Annotated in this window: 13 protein-coding genes and 1 other annotated feature; of the genes, 6 read left to right on the forward strand and 7 right to left on the reverse strand. The window is 35.9% G+C overall.

Features of this window, described 5'->3' with window-relative positions; genetic code table 11:
* The first annotated feature begins 44 nt into the window (after positions 1 to 44).
* From ACUN28_RS03730 to nprB, 5 genes are all read left to right on the forward strand, one after another.
* On the forward strand, positions 45 to 638 hold the full coding sequence (locus ACUN28_RS03730; protein WP_016085648.1) for a DedA family protein: 594 nt from the start codon (positions 45 to 47) through the stop codon (positions 636 to 638).
* 136 nt (positions 639 to 774) lie between these two features.
* Positions 775 to 1,209: a DUF3920 family protein gene (locus tag ACUN28_RS03735; RefSeq protein WP_016085649.1), complete on the forward strand. Its 435-nt coding sequence runs from the start codon at positions 775 to 777 to the stop codon at positions 1,207 to 1,209.
* Between the two features lie 112 nt (positions 1,210 to 1,321).
* The gene (locus tag ACUN28_RS03740; RefSeq protein WP_016085650.1) at positions 1,322 to 1,732 is read left to right on the forward strand and encodes a MarR family winged helix-turn-helix transcriptional regulator; all 411 of its coding nucleotides are present in this window, start codon (positions 1,322 to 1,324) and stop codon (positions 1,730 to 1,732) included.
* 51 nt (positions 1,733 to 1,783) lie between these two features.
* A complete protein-coding gene (locus ACUN28_RS03745; protein ID WP_016085651.1) occupies positions 1,784 to 2,479 on the forward strand; it encodes a pirin family protein in 696 nt (231 codons plus the stop codon).
* 157 nt (positions 2,480 to 2,636) lie between these two features.
* Complete coding sequence (gene nprB, locus ACUN28_RS03750) at positions 2,637 to 4,286, forward strand: neutral protease NprB (RefSeq protein WP_016085652.1); 1,650 nt, start codon at positions 2,637 to 2,639, stop codon at positions 4,284 to 4,286.
* A 191-nt stretch (positions 4,287 to 4,477) separates the two neighbouring features.
* On the opposite strand, the gene ACUN28_RS03755 is transcribed toward nprB, so the two are convergent.
* From ACUN28_RS03755 to ACUN28_RS03770, 4 genes are all read right to left on the reverse strand, one after another.
* Entirely contained in the window at positions 4,478 to 4,795 is a 318-nt protein-coding gene (locus ACUN28_RS03755; RefSeq protein ID WP_000076427.1) for a metal-sulfur cluster assembly factor, read from the reverse strand.
* Between the two features lie 117 nt (positions 4,796 to 4,912).
* The gene (locus ACUN28_RS03760) at positions 4,913 to 6,604 is read right to left on the reverse strand and encodes a methyl-accepting chemotaxis protein (RefSeq protein WP_016085653.1); all 1,692 of its coding nucleotides are present in this window, start codon (positions 6,602 to 6,604) and stop codon (positions 4,913 to 4,915) included.
* A gap of 189 nt (positions 6,605 to 6,793) precedes the next feature.
* Entirely contained in the window at positions 6,794 to 8,488 is a 1,695-nt protein-coding gene (locus tag ACUN28_RS03765; protein ID WP_016085654.1) for a methyl-accepting chemotaxis protein, read from the reverse strand.
* 412 nt (positions 8,489 to 8,900) lie between these two features.
* Positions 8,901 to 9,719: a class I SAM-dependent methyltransferase gene (locus ACUN28_RS03770; RefSeq protein WP_033660218.1), complete on the reverse strand. Its 819-nt coding sequence runs from the start codon at positions 9,717 to 9,719 to the stop codon at positions 8,901 to 8,903.
* Positions 9,720 to 9,833: 114 nt separating this feature from the next.
* Positions 9,834 to 10,104 (forward strand) — a binding site (T-box leader).
* Positions 10,105 to 10,155: 51 nt separating this feature from the next.
* On the opposite strand from ACUN28_RS03770, the gene metG reads away from it, so the two are divergent.
* Entirely contained in the window at positions 10,156 to 11,790 is a 1,635-nt protein-coding gene (gene metG, locus ACUN28_RS03775) for a methionine--tRNA ligase (RefSeq protein WP_016085656.1), read from the forward strand.
* A 41-nt stretch (positions 11,791 to 11,831) separates the two neighbouring features.
* Here metG and ACUN28_RS03780 read toward each other — a convergent pair whose 3' ends face one another.
* The 3 genes from ACUN28_RS03780 to ACUN28_RS03790 all read right to left on the reverse strand — a co-directional run bounded on the left by ACUN28_RS03780 (position 11,832) and on the right by ACUN28_RS03790 (position 14,959).
* The gene (locus ACUN28_RS03780; protein ID WP_016085657.1) at positions 11,832 to 12,734 is read right to left on the reverse strand and encodes an EamA family transporter; all 903 of its coding nucleotides are present in this window, start codon (positions 12,732 to 12,734) and stop codon (positions 11,832 to 11,834) included.
* A 139-nt stretch (positions 12,735 to 12,873) separates the two neighbouring features.
* Complete coding sequence (locus tag ACUN28_RS03785; protein WP_016085658.1) at positions 12,874 to 14,316, reverse strand: sensor histidine kinase; 1,443 nt, start codon at positions 14,314 to 14,316, stop codon at positions 12,874 to 12,876.
* Positions 14,294 to 14,959, reverse strand: coding sequence for a response regulator transcription factor (locus tag ACUN28_RS03790; RefSeq protein ID WP_016085659.1), 666 nt, complete (start codon positions 14,957 to 14,959; stop codon positions 14,294 to 14,296). Before ACUN28_RS03790 ends, ACUN28_RS03785 begins: the two co-directional genes overlap by 23 nt.
* Positions 14,960 to 15,270 lie beyond the last annotated feature (311 nt).

Raw genomic sequence — 15,270 nt, forward strand, 5'->3', positions numbered from 1 at the left:
GTACTTTTATTTTTTGCAATGAAAACAGTAAAGAGAGGTACATGATGTTAGGAGAGTTGATTCATTCCGTTTTAGTTTTTCTAGAAGGACTTGGTTATTGGGGAATTATGCTTGGATTAATGCTAGAGGTTATTCCGAGTGAAATCGTATTATCTTATGCAGGCTATTTAGTATCAACCGGAAGTATTACATTTTGGGGCGCTGTCGCGTTCGGTACAATTGGTGGTGTAATCGCACAGCTATTCATTTATTGGATCGGTCGATACGGAGGAAGACCTGTTCTTGAGCGATATGGAAAATATATTTTGATTCAGAAGAAACATATTGATTATGCTGAAGCGTGGTTTAATCGTTACGGAACTGGTGTTATTTTTACAGCGCGTTTTATTCCTGTTGTGCGTCATGCTATTTCGATACCAGCGGGTATTGCAAAAATGTCACATGCTAAGTTTATTACGCTAACTACATTAGCTGTTATTCCATGGTCAATTGTATTTGTATATTTAGGTTTTAAATTAGGAACAGAGTGGGAAAGTATTAATAAAGTAGCGGGGCCATATGTGAAATACTTTGCACTTGCTGCAATTGTTTGTGCAATTGGTTACTTTGTATTAAAAAAAGTGATGAAAAAAAGGTGATTATGTAAAAGGAATCTATGCTGATATAGATTCTTTTTTATTGTCATTTTTCGAAAGGGGAAAGAGTAGGTTTAATATTTTACATATTGTGGCATACATATAGGAAAAGGGAGTTTGGAAAGGGGAATAAAGAGAAATGGAACTCCAGTTTCAAAATGTATATCAACAGGTGGAGAATTGGTATGTGTTGGATTCGGAGCTTCCTTGGGATGTCAAAAGACTTAGGGATGATTTGTTTTCACTTATTGAAGTATGTAAAACGCCAGTTATTTTTTGTGATACGTGCGATGCAAATCATGTACTTCTATCATTAGGAGAAGAAGAGGAAGAGTTTCTATTCCCAATAGGTGGTTTTTATCATAAAGACAAACAATTAATTTTTGTTTGTATGTGGGAAGAGTACGAGCAAGTGCTCAAAACTCTACTGCATGAATTTCGCCATGCGATGCAGCATAAGAGAGAAGTATTGTATGTTGGAAGTGAATTGTACGAAGATAGATGGATTGAGAAAGATGCGAGGAAGTTCGCGGAGAGGAAATTAGATGAATATAAAAATAGAAAGTTGATGTAAAGCATAGTGGAGAAATGGCGCTGTGCTTTCTTTGTTACTTACTAAAAATAAGCGATTGACTTTTATAAAGTTTAGTTCTAAACTAATGGTATGAAACGAGCGAGGTGATGAAATGAAAACAGAAGATAGACTCGGATTACTATTATGGTTTCGTTTATCACGTTTTTATAACAAGAGTATTCGTGAGACGAATCAGCATTTGAAAAAGTGGAATGTATCTGCCGCTCAGTTTGATGTACTAGCTCAAGTTGGAGGACATAATCGTTTAACGCAGCAAGAGCTTGGAAATAAGCTATTTGTTACGAAAGGAAATGTCACGCAGCTTTTAAATAAAATGGAGCAGCTGGAGTGGATTGGTCGTGAACAAGAAGGTACTACGAAATATATTTCGTTAACAGAAAAGGGAAGAGCTTTATATGAGGAGATCGTCCCGCCCCAGGAAACGTTCCAAGCGGAGCAGTTTCATAAATTAAATATAGAAGAACAACAGCAATTATTACAATTACTAAAAAAATTACAGTAAGAAAAAATTTTAAAATAAATCTTGAATTCGAGATAATATGAGGTGAAGGATATGTTTAGAAAAGTTGATCATAAAAATATGGGCAGAGCAAATCACGGTTGGTTAAATACACATTTTCATTTTTCCTTTGCTAATTACTATAATCCAAATAACATGAGCTTTGGAGCATTACGTGTTATTAATGATGACCTAGTAGCGGCACAAACTGGTTTTGATATGCATCCGCACCGCGATATGGAAATCATTTCGTACGTTGTAGAGGGTGCTTTAACACATGAAGATAGCATGGGGAATCGCGGAACAATTGAGCGTGGTCATGTTCAATATATGAGTGCTGGTACAGGTGTATTTCATAGTGAGCATAATTTAGGAAATGAGACATTGCGTTTATTACAAATTTGGATTTTACCGGATCGTGCGGATCATAAGCCAAACTATGGTGAGTTTAAATTTGATTGGAGAAAGCGTGAAAATGAGTGGTTCCATATGGTATCTCCATTAGAAGGAGAGGCACCAATTCAAATTCACCAAGATGCGAATTTATATTCTTTATCGTTAGAAGCTGGAAAAGAAATTCATTTTCCAGTGAAAGAAGGTCGTCAATTATACCTTGTTCAAATTGAAGGAAGTAGTGTAATAAATGGTGAGACACTTGTTATGCGCGATGCGGCAGAAGCGATTGAAGAAGATATTCATATTGAAGCGAAAGAGCAATCACACTATTTAGCAATTGAGTTAAAAAAATAACAAAATGTTTATAAAAAGAGGACACCTGATAGGGTGTCCTCTTTTTGAATGGAATTATCTGAAAAATGTTTCTCAATTTTTCGAAAGAGGTATTTGGTTAAAGATTCAGAATTTTATAAAAGTGTCAAAAATCTTTATGGGAATGGGGAATGTTATAGTGAAAAAGCAAGTCATTTCATCAGCATTAGCGTTAACTGTTATCGCCGGGGGATTTGGAACGTTTGGAGCAACGACAACGAAAGCGGAAGAACAAAAAATTCAATATCATCAAGAATTTAAAACACCTGCATACATAGGTGAAGAATGGAAAGCACCGGAAGGACTAGATAAAAAAGAGACGGTCTTTCAATACTTAGAGAGTAAGAAAGATATGTTTAAATTAGCAGGAAACATTGATAAGCACTTCAATGTCGTTGGGGAAGAAAAAGATGCTGAATCTGGTACGACACATGTGAAGTTAGTTGAGAAACATAATAACATTCCTGTGTACGGTTCAGACCAAACTGTTACACTAGATAAAGAGAATAATGTAAAAGCATTCTTCGGACAAGTTATTCCGAATTTAGAGAATAAAAATATTCCTGCATTTGCAAGCATTAGTGCAGAACAAGCAGAAACGATTGCAAAGGCAGATATTCAGAAAGAAATTGGAGAAGTAAAGAATTATGACGGTGTGAAAAAAGATTTATTTGTGTATGAAAAAGATGGAAACTACTATCTTGCATACTTAGTTAAGGCATCGATTTCAAAACCAGCTCCAGGCTATTGGCATTACTTTGTTGATGCAACAAATGGAAATGTGATTGAGAAATATAATGCTGTAGATAACATTACAGGATTTGGTTACGGAGTATTAGGAAATAGACAATCATTTGAAATTGCTCAAAATGAGAAGACAGGAGCATTCCATTTATTTGATGGTAAGCGTGGACAAGGTGTTCATACATTTGATGCAGAGAATATGGATGAAAACTGGTTTAATATGTTCTCACAATGGTTTGGATATACAGGTGTCGAAGTAGAAAGTAAAAATAAGTTTTTTGATGACAAAGCAGCGGTTGATGCGCATGTAAATGCAGGAAAAGTATACGATTACTACAAAAAGACATTTAACCGTAACTCTTTCGATGATAAAGGTGCGAAGCTTATTTCTTCTGTTCACGTAGGGGAGAGCTGGAATAACGCAGCTTGGAACGGTATTCAGATGATGTACGGTGATGGAGATGGCAAGACATTTATTCCATTATCTGCTGGCCTAGATGTTATCGGTCACGAATTAACGCATGCTGTAACTGAGCATACAGCAAATCTTGTTTATAAAAATGAGTCAGGCGCGTTAAATGAATCGTTATCTGATATTATGGGTGTCATGGTTGAGAAGAAGAGTTGGGATTTAGGTGCTGACATTTATACACCTGGAAAACCTGGTGATGCACTTCGTTCTCTGAAAGATCCAGCATCTATTCCAAACCCATTAAAACCAGGTGAAGGTTACCCAGATCATTACAATAAACGCTACACTGGAGCAGCTGATAATGGTGGCGTTCATATTAACAGTAGTATTAATAATAAAGCTGCATATTTAGTATCTGATGGCGGAGAGCATTACGGCGTGAAAGTAGCTGGAGTAGGCCGTGAAGCGACAGAAAAAATTTATTACCGTGCTCTTACGAAATATTTAACTGCAAACTCTGACTTTAAGATGATGCGTCAAGCAGCTCTTCAGTCAGCTGAAGATTTATATGGTAAAAACTCTAAAGCTGTACAAGCTGTAACGAAAGCTTATGATGCAGTAGGCATAAAATAATAAAAGAAAAAGACCTGACTAGGATGTCAGGTCTTTCTTTATCCCGCTTTAATGGGCAGTAAGACCCCCACCTCAAAATTCAGCGAAAGCAAAGAAGTTAGGTGGTGGATCAACTGCCCATAAAAGTCCGATTGGTTCAACTAATAATCAGTGGGGGATGAAGACCCCCACTGATTAAAGTTTCACTTTATTTAGTCACGAATACCTAATGCGATTTTCGCCATACGTGACATGCGTTCTTTAGACCAGGGTGGATTCCAAACGACATTTACTTCTATTTCATTGACTTCAGGTACGTTCGTTGATAATACTTTTTTAACGTCTGATACAATTTGCCCAGCCATTGGACAGCCGATAGAAGTCATCGTCATCGTAATGACAGCATTGTTATTTTCATCTGCTGTAACATCGTAAACTAATCCGAGATTAACAATATCAACACCTAGCTCAGGATCGATAACAGCTTCTAAATTGGCATATAATTTATTTTCAAATGCTTCTTGTGACATAAGTAGCACCTCCTACACATTAATGATATCGATTCTCATTATAACGGAAATGTGTATAATGTGCAGGAAATGAGCTCAAAAAAATATCCCTTTTGGGAAAGGGATATTTTTTGAAAGCTATTCAGTTTTGAAATGAGATACGAGTTGATCTAATTCTGCAACTGTTTGTTTCATTTGTCTTGCAGTTACGGTCATTTCATTCATAGTAGTGACTTTCTTCTCAGCAGATTGTGCTGTAGCTGCTGTTTCGCTAGATACTTCAGTTGAAATAGAAGCGATGTTATTAAGCGAAGCGTTCATTTCTTCAGCGCTTGCAGCCATTTCTTCAGCAGTTGCTGAGATGTCTTGCATTTGAGTAGATACTTTATTTACTTGTTCGACAATCGTTGTGAAGGAATTGCCAGCTTCACGAATGACAGTAATGCCTTCAAATGCTTCAGAACGGCCTTGGGACATCATGGAATTCGCAGTTTCAGTATCTTGTTGAATTTGATGTAGTAATTGGTTAATATCTGTTGCCGCTGTTTTAGATTGTTCAGCAAGTTTTCGAACTTCGTCAGCTACGACAGCAAAACCTTTTCCTTGCTCGCCAGCACGGGCTGCTTCGATAGATGCATTTAAAGCAAGTAAGTTGGTTTGTTCTGCGATATTAGAAATAGATTGTACAGCTGTATCAATATATTTTGTATGTGTGATTAGACGTTCGACCACTTCTGACGTAGCATTTACAGCGTCGTGTATCGTTGTCATTTGTAAAACAGATTTTTGAATAACAGTACTTCCATCGTTAGCTTGTTCAGATGTAGCTACAGCAAGTTCAGTTACAGATGAAGCAGATTCAGCAATACGCTGAACACTTACTGTCATATCGTCCATTGCAGTTGAGCTTTCTTCCATACTAGAGGCTTGCGATTGAATACTTGCATTTAAGTTGGACATCGAGCTTTGAACTTTTATTGTTGCCTCGCGTGATATATTCGTCTTTTCTAGCATATTTTCAGAAGCATCTTGTACTTCCACAGATGTTTTTTGAACACGATTGATGATATGTTGTAGGTTTTCTAACATTTTATTAAATGATGTTGCAATCGTACCAATTTCATCATTACTATTTACTTGTAGGCGGGCTGTTAAGTCACCTTCTTGAGATGATAATTCTTTTAGTTTACTATCAATTTGTTGAATTGGTTTTACAAGTTTACCAGAGAACCACCATGCAAGAATGATAGCTACGATAATACAAATAACAAGTGATAAGAAGATAACATATTCAATTTGTAGTGAAGATTGATCAATTTTTTCGATAGATTGATCACGTAACTTAGCTTGTTCATTACTGTAATTTGTGAAGTCACCAATTACTTTATAAACAGTACCATTTTCTGCATAAGCTACTTGTAAAGCCTCTTCCCACTTTTGTTCTTTGGCAAGAGTGAAAACTTTTTCTTCAATAAATTTTCTCCAAGTTGATCCTGATTCCATTGTATTTTTCACAGATTGAGAAATATTTGGATTAGAAAGAAGTTTATCTTTTGAATCCTCCAGACGTTTACTCATCTCATTAAACTTGTCTAATTCGACTTGATCATGCTGTAATAAATAACCTCTTAAAGCAGAAAGTTGTACTTGATAAGCGTCTCCACGTTCTTTCAATTCTGTTGCAAGGGGGGAAATTTCTTTTTGTAAAGCTTCAGCTTTACGAGATTGGTCAATAGCAAAAAATAAAATAAAAGCTAAGGCGATTCCAAATAAAGCGCAAATCGTTCCCATCATGAACATAAGTTTTTTTCGAATGCTAATAAAATTCATATGATAAAAAGCCTCCTTTGTGAAATCTTAGTATTAGAATTAATAAATTTAAAAAATTGAAAGAAAGCTTTACTCCATCTGGAACAAAGCTTTCTTCTTTCCTTTAGGAATTATAGCAGACGGAATGAGAGATAGAAAGAGATATTTTAAAGTGAAAAAAGAGAGACTGTAAATCTCTCTTTTTTCACTTTAAGCGTGTGTTTTGAAATGAGAAACGAGAACTTCAAGTTCTTGTACAGTCGTTTTCATTTCAGACGCTTTTTTAGCAACGACACCCATTTTGTTTACTTGGTCACCAGATGAAGTTGCTGTTTGTGATGTTTCGGCGGCAACCTCATTTGAAATAGAAGCGATGTTATTTAAAGCTGCATTCATTTCTTCGGAACTTGCGGCCATTTCTTCAGCAGTTGCAGACATTTCTTGCATTTGTGTAGAGACTTTGTTAATGTGGTTAACAATTTCTGAGAATGAAGATCCAGCGGTACGAATGACTGTAATTCCTTCAGAAGCCTCTGACTGACCTTGCGCCATCATTTCATTTGCTATTTTTGTATCTGCTTGAATTTGATGAAGTAAATGGTTAATGTCAGTTGCTGCTAGCTGAGATTGTTCAGCAAGTTTTCGTACTTCATCGGCAACAACAGCGAAGCCTTTTCCATGTTCCCCAGCACGGGCTGCTTCAATGGAAGCATTTAAAGCAAGTAAATTCGTTTGTTCCGCGATATTAGAAATGGATTGAAGTGCAGTATCAATATGATTTGTATGTGTAATGAGTCGCTCTACTACTTGTGATGTAGCGTTAACAGCTTCGTTAATGGTATGCATTTGCGTAATAGATTTCTCAATGACTTTATTCCCATCATCTGCTTTTTCTGAAGTTGTAACAGCTAGGCTAGCAACAGAAGAGGCAGATTCTGCAATACGCTGAACACTCGTTGTCATATCATCCATTGCAGTTGAACTTTCTTCGATGCTGGAAACTTGTGAACGAATATTATGCTCGAGAACATTCATAGTTTCTTGGGTTTTTGCACTATTTTCCATAGAAGCAGTTGTTTCGATAAACACATTTTCAGACGCTTCTTTTACATCTGTTGATGTTTGTTGAACTTGTTTTATGATACGTTGTAAGTTAGTGAGCATTTGATTAAAGGAATTGGCGATATCACCAATCTCATCTTTACTCGTTACGTGCAATCTAGCAGTTAAATCGCCATCTTGAGAAGCTAATTCTTTTAATTTCTCATCAATTTGTCGTATCGGTTTAACGAGTTTACCAGAGAACCACCATGCTAATAAAATAGACGTTACTGTACATGTAATGAGTGAGAAGAAAATAATATATTGAATAAGAGATGAGGAAGACTCTACGTCAGCAATTAATGCATCACGTTTATCATTTTCTTCATTTGTATATTTAGTAAAACGACCTAAAAGATCATTTACATAATCGGTTTGAGCTAAAGCGATTTTGGATGCTTCGTCCCATTTTCCTTCACGAGCGAGAGGGAGGACTTCATTATCTATGACGCTTCGCCACTTCCCTCCCATTAAAATGGCTTCTTTCATTCCTTCTGGGAGTTTTTTATCACTTGTTACTTTCTCTCTAGTATCAGCTAGTTTTTTTCCTTCTCGGTTGAACTTATCCAATCCTTTTTGATCATGTGACAGTAAATATTCTTGTAAACCAGCAACTTGTGCTTGGAACCAATCGCCACGTTCTTTTAAAATGGTGGCTCTTTTTGATACATCATTTTTTAATGTTTCGACTTCATTTGCTTGGTTCATGGCGAATGAAAGAATAACAATAAGAGCAATGCTAAATAAGGAACAAATACTTAAGAGTGTGAACAGTAGTTTTTTTCGAATACTAACATACTTCATAGTTACCCCTACCTTTAAAAACTGTTTATTATGATTTATTAATATTAAGAACGAAATTAATAAAAAACATTATTATGAAGTTATTAATCTGTTCAATGAAAAGTATAGCAGATAATGGAAGATGGCAGATTGATATGAGTAAATGTTCTTAAAATGTATACATTTGTATATCAAAAAATTCATAAATAAAAATGAGAAAGGCTATTGTAATTTGAAATAACATCATGTATACTTCTAATTAGTTGATAACGATTATCAGTATCAACTGTAACATTACTCTTCGTTATGTTGGTCATACCCCTTTTTGACGACGTAAGTCAGAGACGAAATGTTGAAATATCTTGTGTCCTATTCTACAGAATTATGGTAATCTCCAACCTCAACTTATATGCGTAAGCATGCAAAAAGGATCCTATCCGTGAAGGGATCCTTTTTTGCATTTCGTCGCAATTAATGTATATAGACCGGGTATTCTTTCTTCAATTCCTTCTGGGGCAGTAGAAGGGAAGACCCACTTTTGATGAGGTCCCTGTTCTTCAATTAGTTTTTCGATTTTAAAATGTTCTTCGGCGAGTGCTGTAATAATTTCTCCTAATGTCCAGCGACGGATGGTTGTTTTCGGTAACGATTCTTTCTGTGCTTCTGTAAGAAGGATGCTATAAGCAACGTCATCTTCAATCAATTCTTCATCGAAATAATTTCCATTGGCCCGAAATGATGGGTGGTCTACTCCTAATAATTTCGTGTAAACAGGATGATAGTCACGAAGAATAAGCATTCCATCTCGCTTAAGTAAGGTAGCAATTTTTTGAAAGAGCGGTTTTAAATCTAGAAAGTAATGGAGTACACCAAGTTCTAGCAATACGATATCGAATGATTCGGATAGCTGGACATGTAATACATCAGAAACGACATACTGGATAGAGACACCTGCTGCTTCCGCAAGTTCATTTGCATATTTTGCATTACTTGCTGAAATATCAACAACTGTTACATCAGCTCCTAAAAGAGCGAGAGCAACGGCTTTATTTCCTTTTGACCCGAGTAAATTAATAATGCGTTTTCCTGTTGGAGATTGTATGTAAGGTAAATAGTGATTTACCTCGCGCATAGGATCTTTTATGAGTTTTTTCGCGTAATCGGCTGGTGCCCCGTGGCGATTCGTCCAAGCTTCATAAGCAGCTGCATTCCAGCTTTTTTTATTACGTGTGCTTAGTTGTTTTTGATTCAATCGTATCACTCCTTTTGTGAACGTATAGTTATTCGGCAAGAGGATGGGATTTCCTTTTCTTTCTGAATAAAAGTTTGATTTTTCTGTTATTAAGTCGTACAATACTTGTTATACGTAAAAGCGTTGAAAAGGAAAAGTAGGATGAACACATTCTTTCCAGAGAGCTTCGGTAGCTGAGAAGAAGCAAGAATATTCATTTGAACAATGGCCTTTGAGCTTCGTCCTGAACTTATCAAATGATAATAGTAGGCGGCGACGAGAGTTGGTACTCGTTATCAAAACCACAGTATAAGAGCATATAGCTTCGTACTTGTTAAGGCTAATTATGTGAGTAATTGGCGAAATAAGGTGGTACCGCGACTGTTTATACAGCCCCGCCCTTATCTTTTTTAAGATAAGGGCGGGGCTTTTTTATATTTAAAAGGAGGAATGTAAGATGAGTATTTTTATTGGAGGCGCTTGGCCGTATGCAAATGGTTCGTTACATCTTGGACATATTGCGAGTTTGTTACCTGGAGATATTTTAGCACGTTATTACCGGGCAAAAGGTGAGAATGTGTTGTATGTTTCGGGAAGTGATTGTAATGGAACACCGATTGCAATTAGGGCAAAACAAGAAGGTGTGACGGCGAAGAAAATTGCTGATAAGTATCATGAAGAGTTTGAGCGATGTTTTCGTAGCCTTGGTTTTACTTATGATTGCTATACACGTACAGATAGTGAGCACCATCATGAAATGGTTCAAAAAGTTTTTTTACGTTTATTAGAAGAAGGCCATATTTATAAAAAAACAGTGGAACAAGCATATTGTGAAACATGTACGCAGTTTTTACCAGATCGTTATGTAGAAGGAATTTGCCCGCACTGTCATGAAGCAGCAAGAGGAGATCAATGTGATGCTTGTTCAGCAATCTTAGATCCACTCGATTTGTTAGAAAAGAAATGTAAGTTATGTGGTAGTACGCCATCTGTACAGGAAACAGAGCATTTTTATTTCGCATTGCATACATTTCAGGAGCAAATTAAAAGGGCGGTAGAAATCGCCAAACAAACAGGGACATGGCGCGACAATGCGATTCAACTAACAGAGAGATATGTAAAGGAAGGGTTACTAGATAGGGCCGTATCACGTGATTTATCAATTGGGGTAACAATTCCAGTAGAAGGGTATGAAGATAAGAAAATTTACGTATGGATTGAAGCAGTGACAGGCTATTATTCAGCGAGTAAACATTGGGCTGAAGAAACAGGGAAAGATGATCAAGAGTTCTGGGATAGAGAAGCGAAAACATATTATGTGCACGGAAAGGATAATATTCCGTTTCATTCCATCATTTGGCCAGCGGTATTGCTTGGAATAGGAGAAGGAGCAATTCCTCGTCATATCGTTTCGAATGAATATTTAACAGTGGAAAAAAGAAAATTATCGACAAGTAAAAACTGGGCAGTATGGGTACCTGATATGTTGGAAAGATATAATCCAGATTCTATTCGTTACTTTTTAACAGTCAATGCACCAGAAAATCGTGACACTGACTTTTCATGGCGTGAATTCATTTACAGTCATAATAGTGAATTGTTAGGTGCATACGGGAACTTTGTGAACCGGACATTAAAGTTTATTGAAAAATATTATGGTGGTATCCTGCCGAAGGGAAGTATTGATGTAGAGCTGAAAGATAAAGTAGAAGGATTATATAAAAATGTAGGAGAGGCGATTGAGCAAACTACATTTAAGGTGGCGCTAGAAACAATATTTGATGCAGTACGTTTTGCAAATAAATATTTTGATGAGAGACAACCTTGGAAACAACGAGAAGATGATCCAGTTTCATGCGAAGAAACGATTTATAACTGTGTGTATCTTATCGCTAATTTTGCAAATCTCCTTGAACCGTTTTTACCATTTTCAAGTGAAAGCGTTAGAAACACATTATCGATTGTGAACCGAAATTGGGAACCTCAAAATACGTTGCCGAATAGAATTGATAGTGTACAGCCACTATTTGAACGAATTGATGTAAAACAAATTGAGCATGAGGTAGAGAAGCTGTATGGAGCGGTAAAGTGAGATAGGGAAAAAGACCTTTCAAATAAATGAAAGGTCTTTTGTTATGCACTATGCACATGATTAGGTTTTTTTCCTCTCCTAGCCGTAAGCATCTGAGGAATAAAAATCCCAAGCAATATAAAGAGTATCCCAATCCACTGCATGAATGTTACGACTTCATGTACAAGTGTAATAGAAGCGATAATGGCCGTTGGTAATTCAGCTGCTCCTAGTATTGTACTAAGTCCTGTTCCTACTTTCGGTACGCCAATTGAAAAACAAATGACAGGTACGACAACACCGAACAATCCGAGGAAGAAAGCGTATTTCCAAAGACCGGCTTGCAGGGCACCATCCGTTAAAAAGGTTGGCGGGAAGAATAGGCATACGATAAGAGTAGCGCTTGTCGTCATAAGAAAGCTTTTCGTATAAGGTGGAACTTCTGTAGCAACGCGCCCACTTGCAAAAACATAGAATGAAAAAGAGACAGCGGCTAATAGACCAAAGATAATACCCTTCGTAGAAAAGCTTTGTCCGAGACCTTCAAAGACACCGCCTGCAAACAATGTACCAGTAAATAAAATAATGATAGATATAACCTTCTCACGGCTTGGGAATGTTCGATTTGCAATTGCTTCAATGACTACACCAATCCATGTGAACTGGAAAAGTAGGACAACAGCGATAGATGCCGGTAGTTCTTCTACAGAAATAGCGTAGAAAATACCAGTCATACTCATCGTTGTGCCGACTGTTAATAATGAAAAGAATTGCTTTTTTGTTACTTTATGACGTGAAACGAAAAGAACGAGCAGAAGAAGCCCAATCCATCCGAAGACATATTGTCCTCCTAATAGTTCATGTGCTGAAAATCCATCAATGAATCCGAGTTTGAAAATAGTTGAAAGTACGCCGTAGCTACAAGCTCCGAATAAAACGAGTAATGAATACTTAAATTTTTCCATGAAAATTCTCCTTTTAAATAATAAAAAACGCCCGCTATCCAAATAAGGATAACGGGCGAACGAAACAGAGTAAGATACTCTACAAAATTCCGCCACTCATACGAAGTATGAATTTGGGGTATGAAATTGTAGTAGGTTTTTACATTGCTTTTGGGAATACAATAGAACATTTTACACCTTGAGGTGTGTTTTGTATCCCATAAGGAAACTGATGTTTATCTAGTATTTGTTTTACAATGTATAACCCAAGACCACTACCTTGTACTAAGCCATGTTTGTCAGGGTTCGCGCGATAGAATGGCTCAAATAAATGGGCAAGTTTATCTTCATCTATTTGTGAACCTGTATTTAATACTTCTAATGCGTAACCGTTAGGCTTTTCATAAAGCTTTATATATACATGCTGATGGTCAATTGTATAATGAATTGCATTTGAAATAATGTTAAAAATAGCAGTTTGAATAAATTTAGGATCTGCTAAAACCTTTACATCTTGTTTAATGTTAGATTGAACATTTAATTGCTTTACAGATACGAAATAATCTACTTTCTTCATAACATCCTCAATAATATTGGTTAATGAGATAACTTTTAAATCAGGTTTAAATTGAGGGTTTTGTATTTTGGATAATTCCGACATTTTTTCCGTTAATATGTTAATGTCTTGCATCATTTCATAAGAACGTTTTAAATATTTATCTCTATCTTTATAAGCTCCAATTCCGTGAATCATGCCATCTAGTTGTCCCATAACAGCTGCGATTGGTGTTTTTAATTCATGGGAAACCATAGACATAAATTCTTTACGAGATTGTTCTAATTGTTGCTCCTTTTTGAGTTCATTTCTTAAATCTTGATTGCTTGCATGTAGATTCTTCACTATACTTGGGACCTGTGAAGCAGCTACTTGCAAATTAAAATCTGTTTGATCCGTATTTTTGTTAAGTAGCTTTTTATCTGAGAAATCAAGATTTATAATATCTTTTAAAGCATCACTCATATATTGAAAAGGTTTGGCAATTAGTTTTGCATAAATTAAAGATCCGAGCAGAGATAGTGCAAGCATTGTTGCGCCAATATGTGGAGCTAACTGCTGTAGTGCATCTGTTAATTTTGGATCATCCTGTGCATTATTTGTTTTACTGGCTGCATTTTGTTTATGTAAGGCATCATTAGTAGCGACTTGCTTTTCCGTTTCTGTAAGTGGAGCAGAAGCGCTATTTTTCCCCGAAATATTTTGAGCATGTTCTTTTGCTTTTGCAGTTTGGCTAGGCTGCAAAAGGTGAGTGATAGCTGTAGAGAGAGATTTATAATCTATAATAGAAGATTGGAAATTAAAAATGTCTCCCTGTGATACAGCTTTATTTTGATTCGTTTTACTTTGGTCGTTTCGTTTATCTGAATCCGCTTGTTCTGTAGTATGCGTTCCATTTTCTTTCGCAAAACGTTCTTTATCGTAGTTTGAAGCTAAGAAGTAAATGATTTGATAAAGACAAAGTGATAAAAGAATACAAAATAATAAGGTTTTGATGAAAATATTTTTGGTGATGTTGTCTTTGCTACGATTCGATTTTGTAGCCAATGCCTTTCACCGTTTTAATATAAGTAATTCCTAATTTTTTTCGTAAGTTTTTAATATGTGTATCTATAACTCTTACATCACCATAATGTTCATAGCCCCATACCTTATTCAGCAAATCACTTCTTGATAATACTTTTCCTCGATTTTGCAGTAAAGTATAAATAATTTCAAATTCCTTTGTTGTCAATTCAATTTGATTACCATGAACATAAGCGGCATATGCTGTAGAATTTAACATCAATTCATGGAATTGTAGTATAGTTGCAGTCTCTGCTTCCTTCGTTGCTGCCCTTCTTAATACAGCTTCTACACGTTTAATAAATACGGTGTAATGGAACGGTTTCGTAATATAGTCATCAATACCTAATTCAAATCCTTTAATTTCACTTTCTTCATTATGTAAGCCTGTTAACATAATGATTGGTACGTCAGATTGTCCTCGCATAATTTTACAAATACTATAGCCATCTATATCTGGTAACATCACATCAAGGAGGACAAGATCGTATGAATTTTTTTGGAAAAGAAGTATACCTTCTGTTCCAGCGCCAACAACATCAACGGTAAAATTTTGTGCCATTAGAAATTCACGAATAAGTTCTTGTATATCTGGGTTGTCTTCAATCACCAGTATATGCGTCATAGTAACACCTCCTAAATAACGCTTTTTACTGCAATATTCGAATTCATCATTTTTCGGATGACTCAGATTGTTTATACATATAATAAGCCCCCGCCATAAAATAATCATGAAAGTAGCAAGGGGAGTTGTTTAGCGAAACTGAATATTTAAGAATTACAGTAATTCTATTATAGTATGTATTGTAAAATTTATAAAATATTATAACTGTATAATTTTAATATCCATGTTTATCAATGTTTTAATTTCATTTAACACAATCTATTCCCATTATATATGTAAATACAGTTGTTTTGCTACTGTAAATGAATAAA

The organism is Bacillus sp. WC2507 (genome assembly GCF_052656125.1).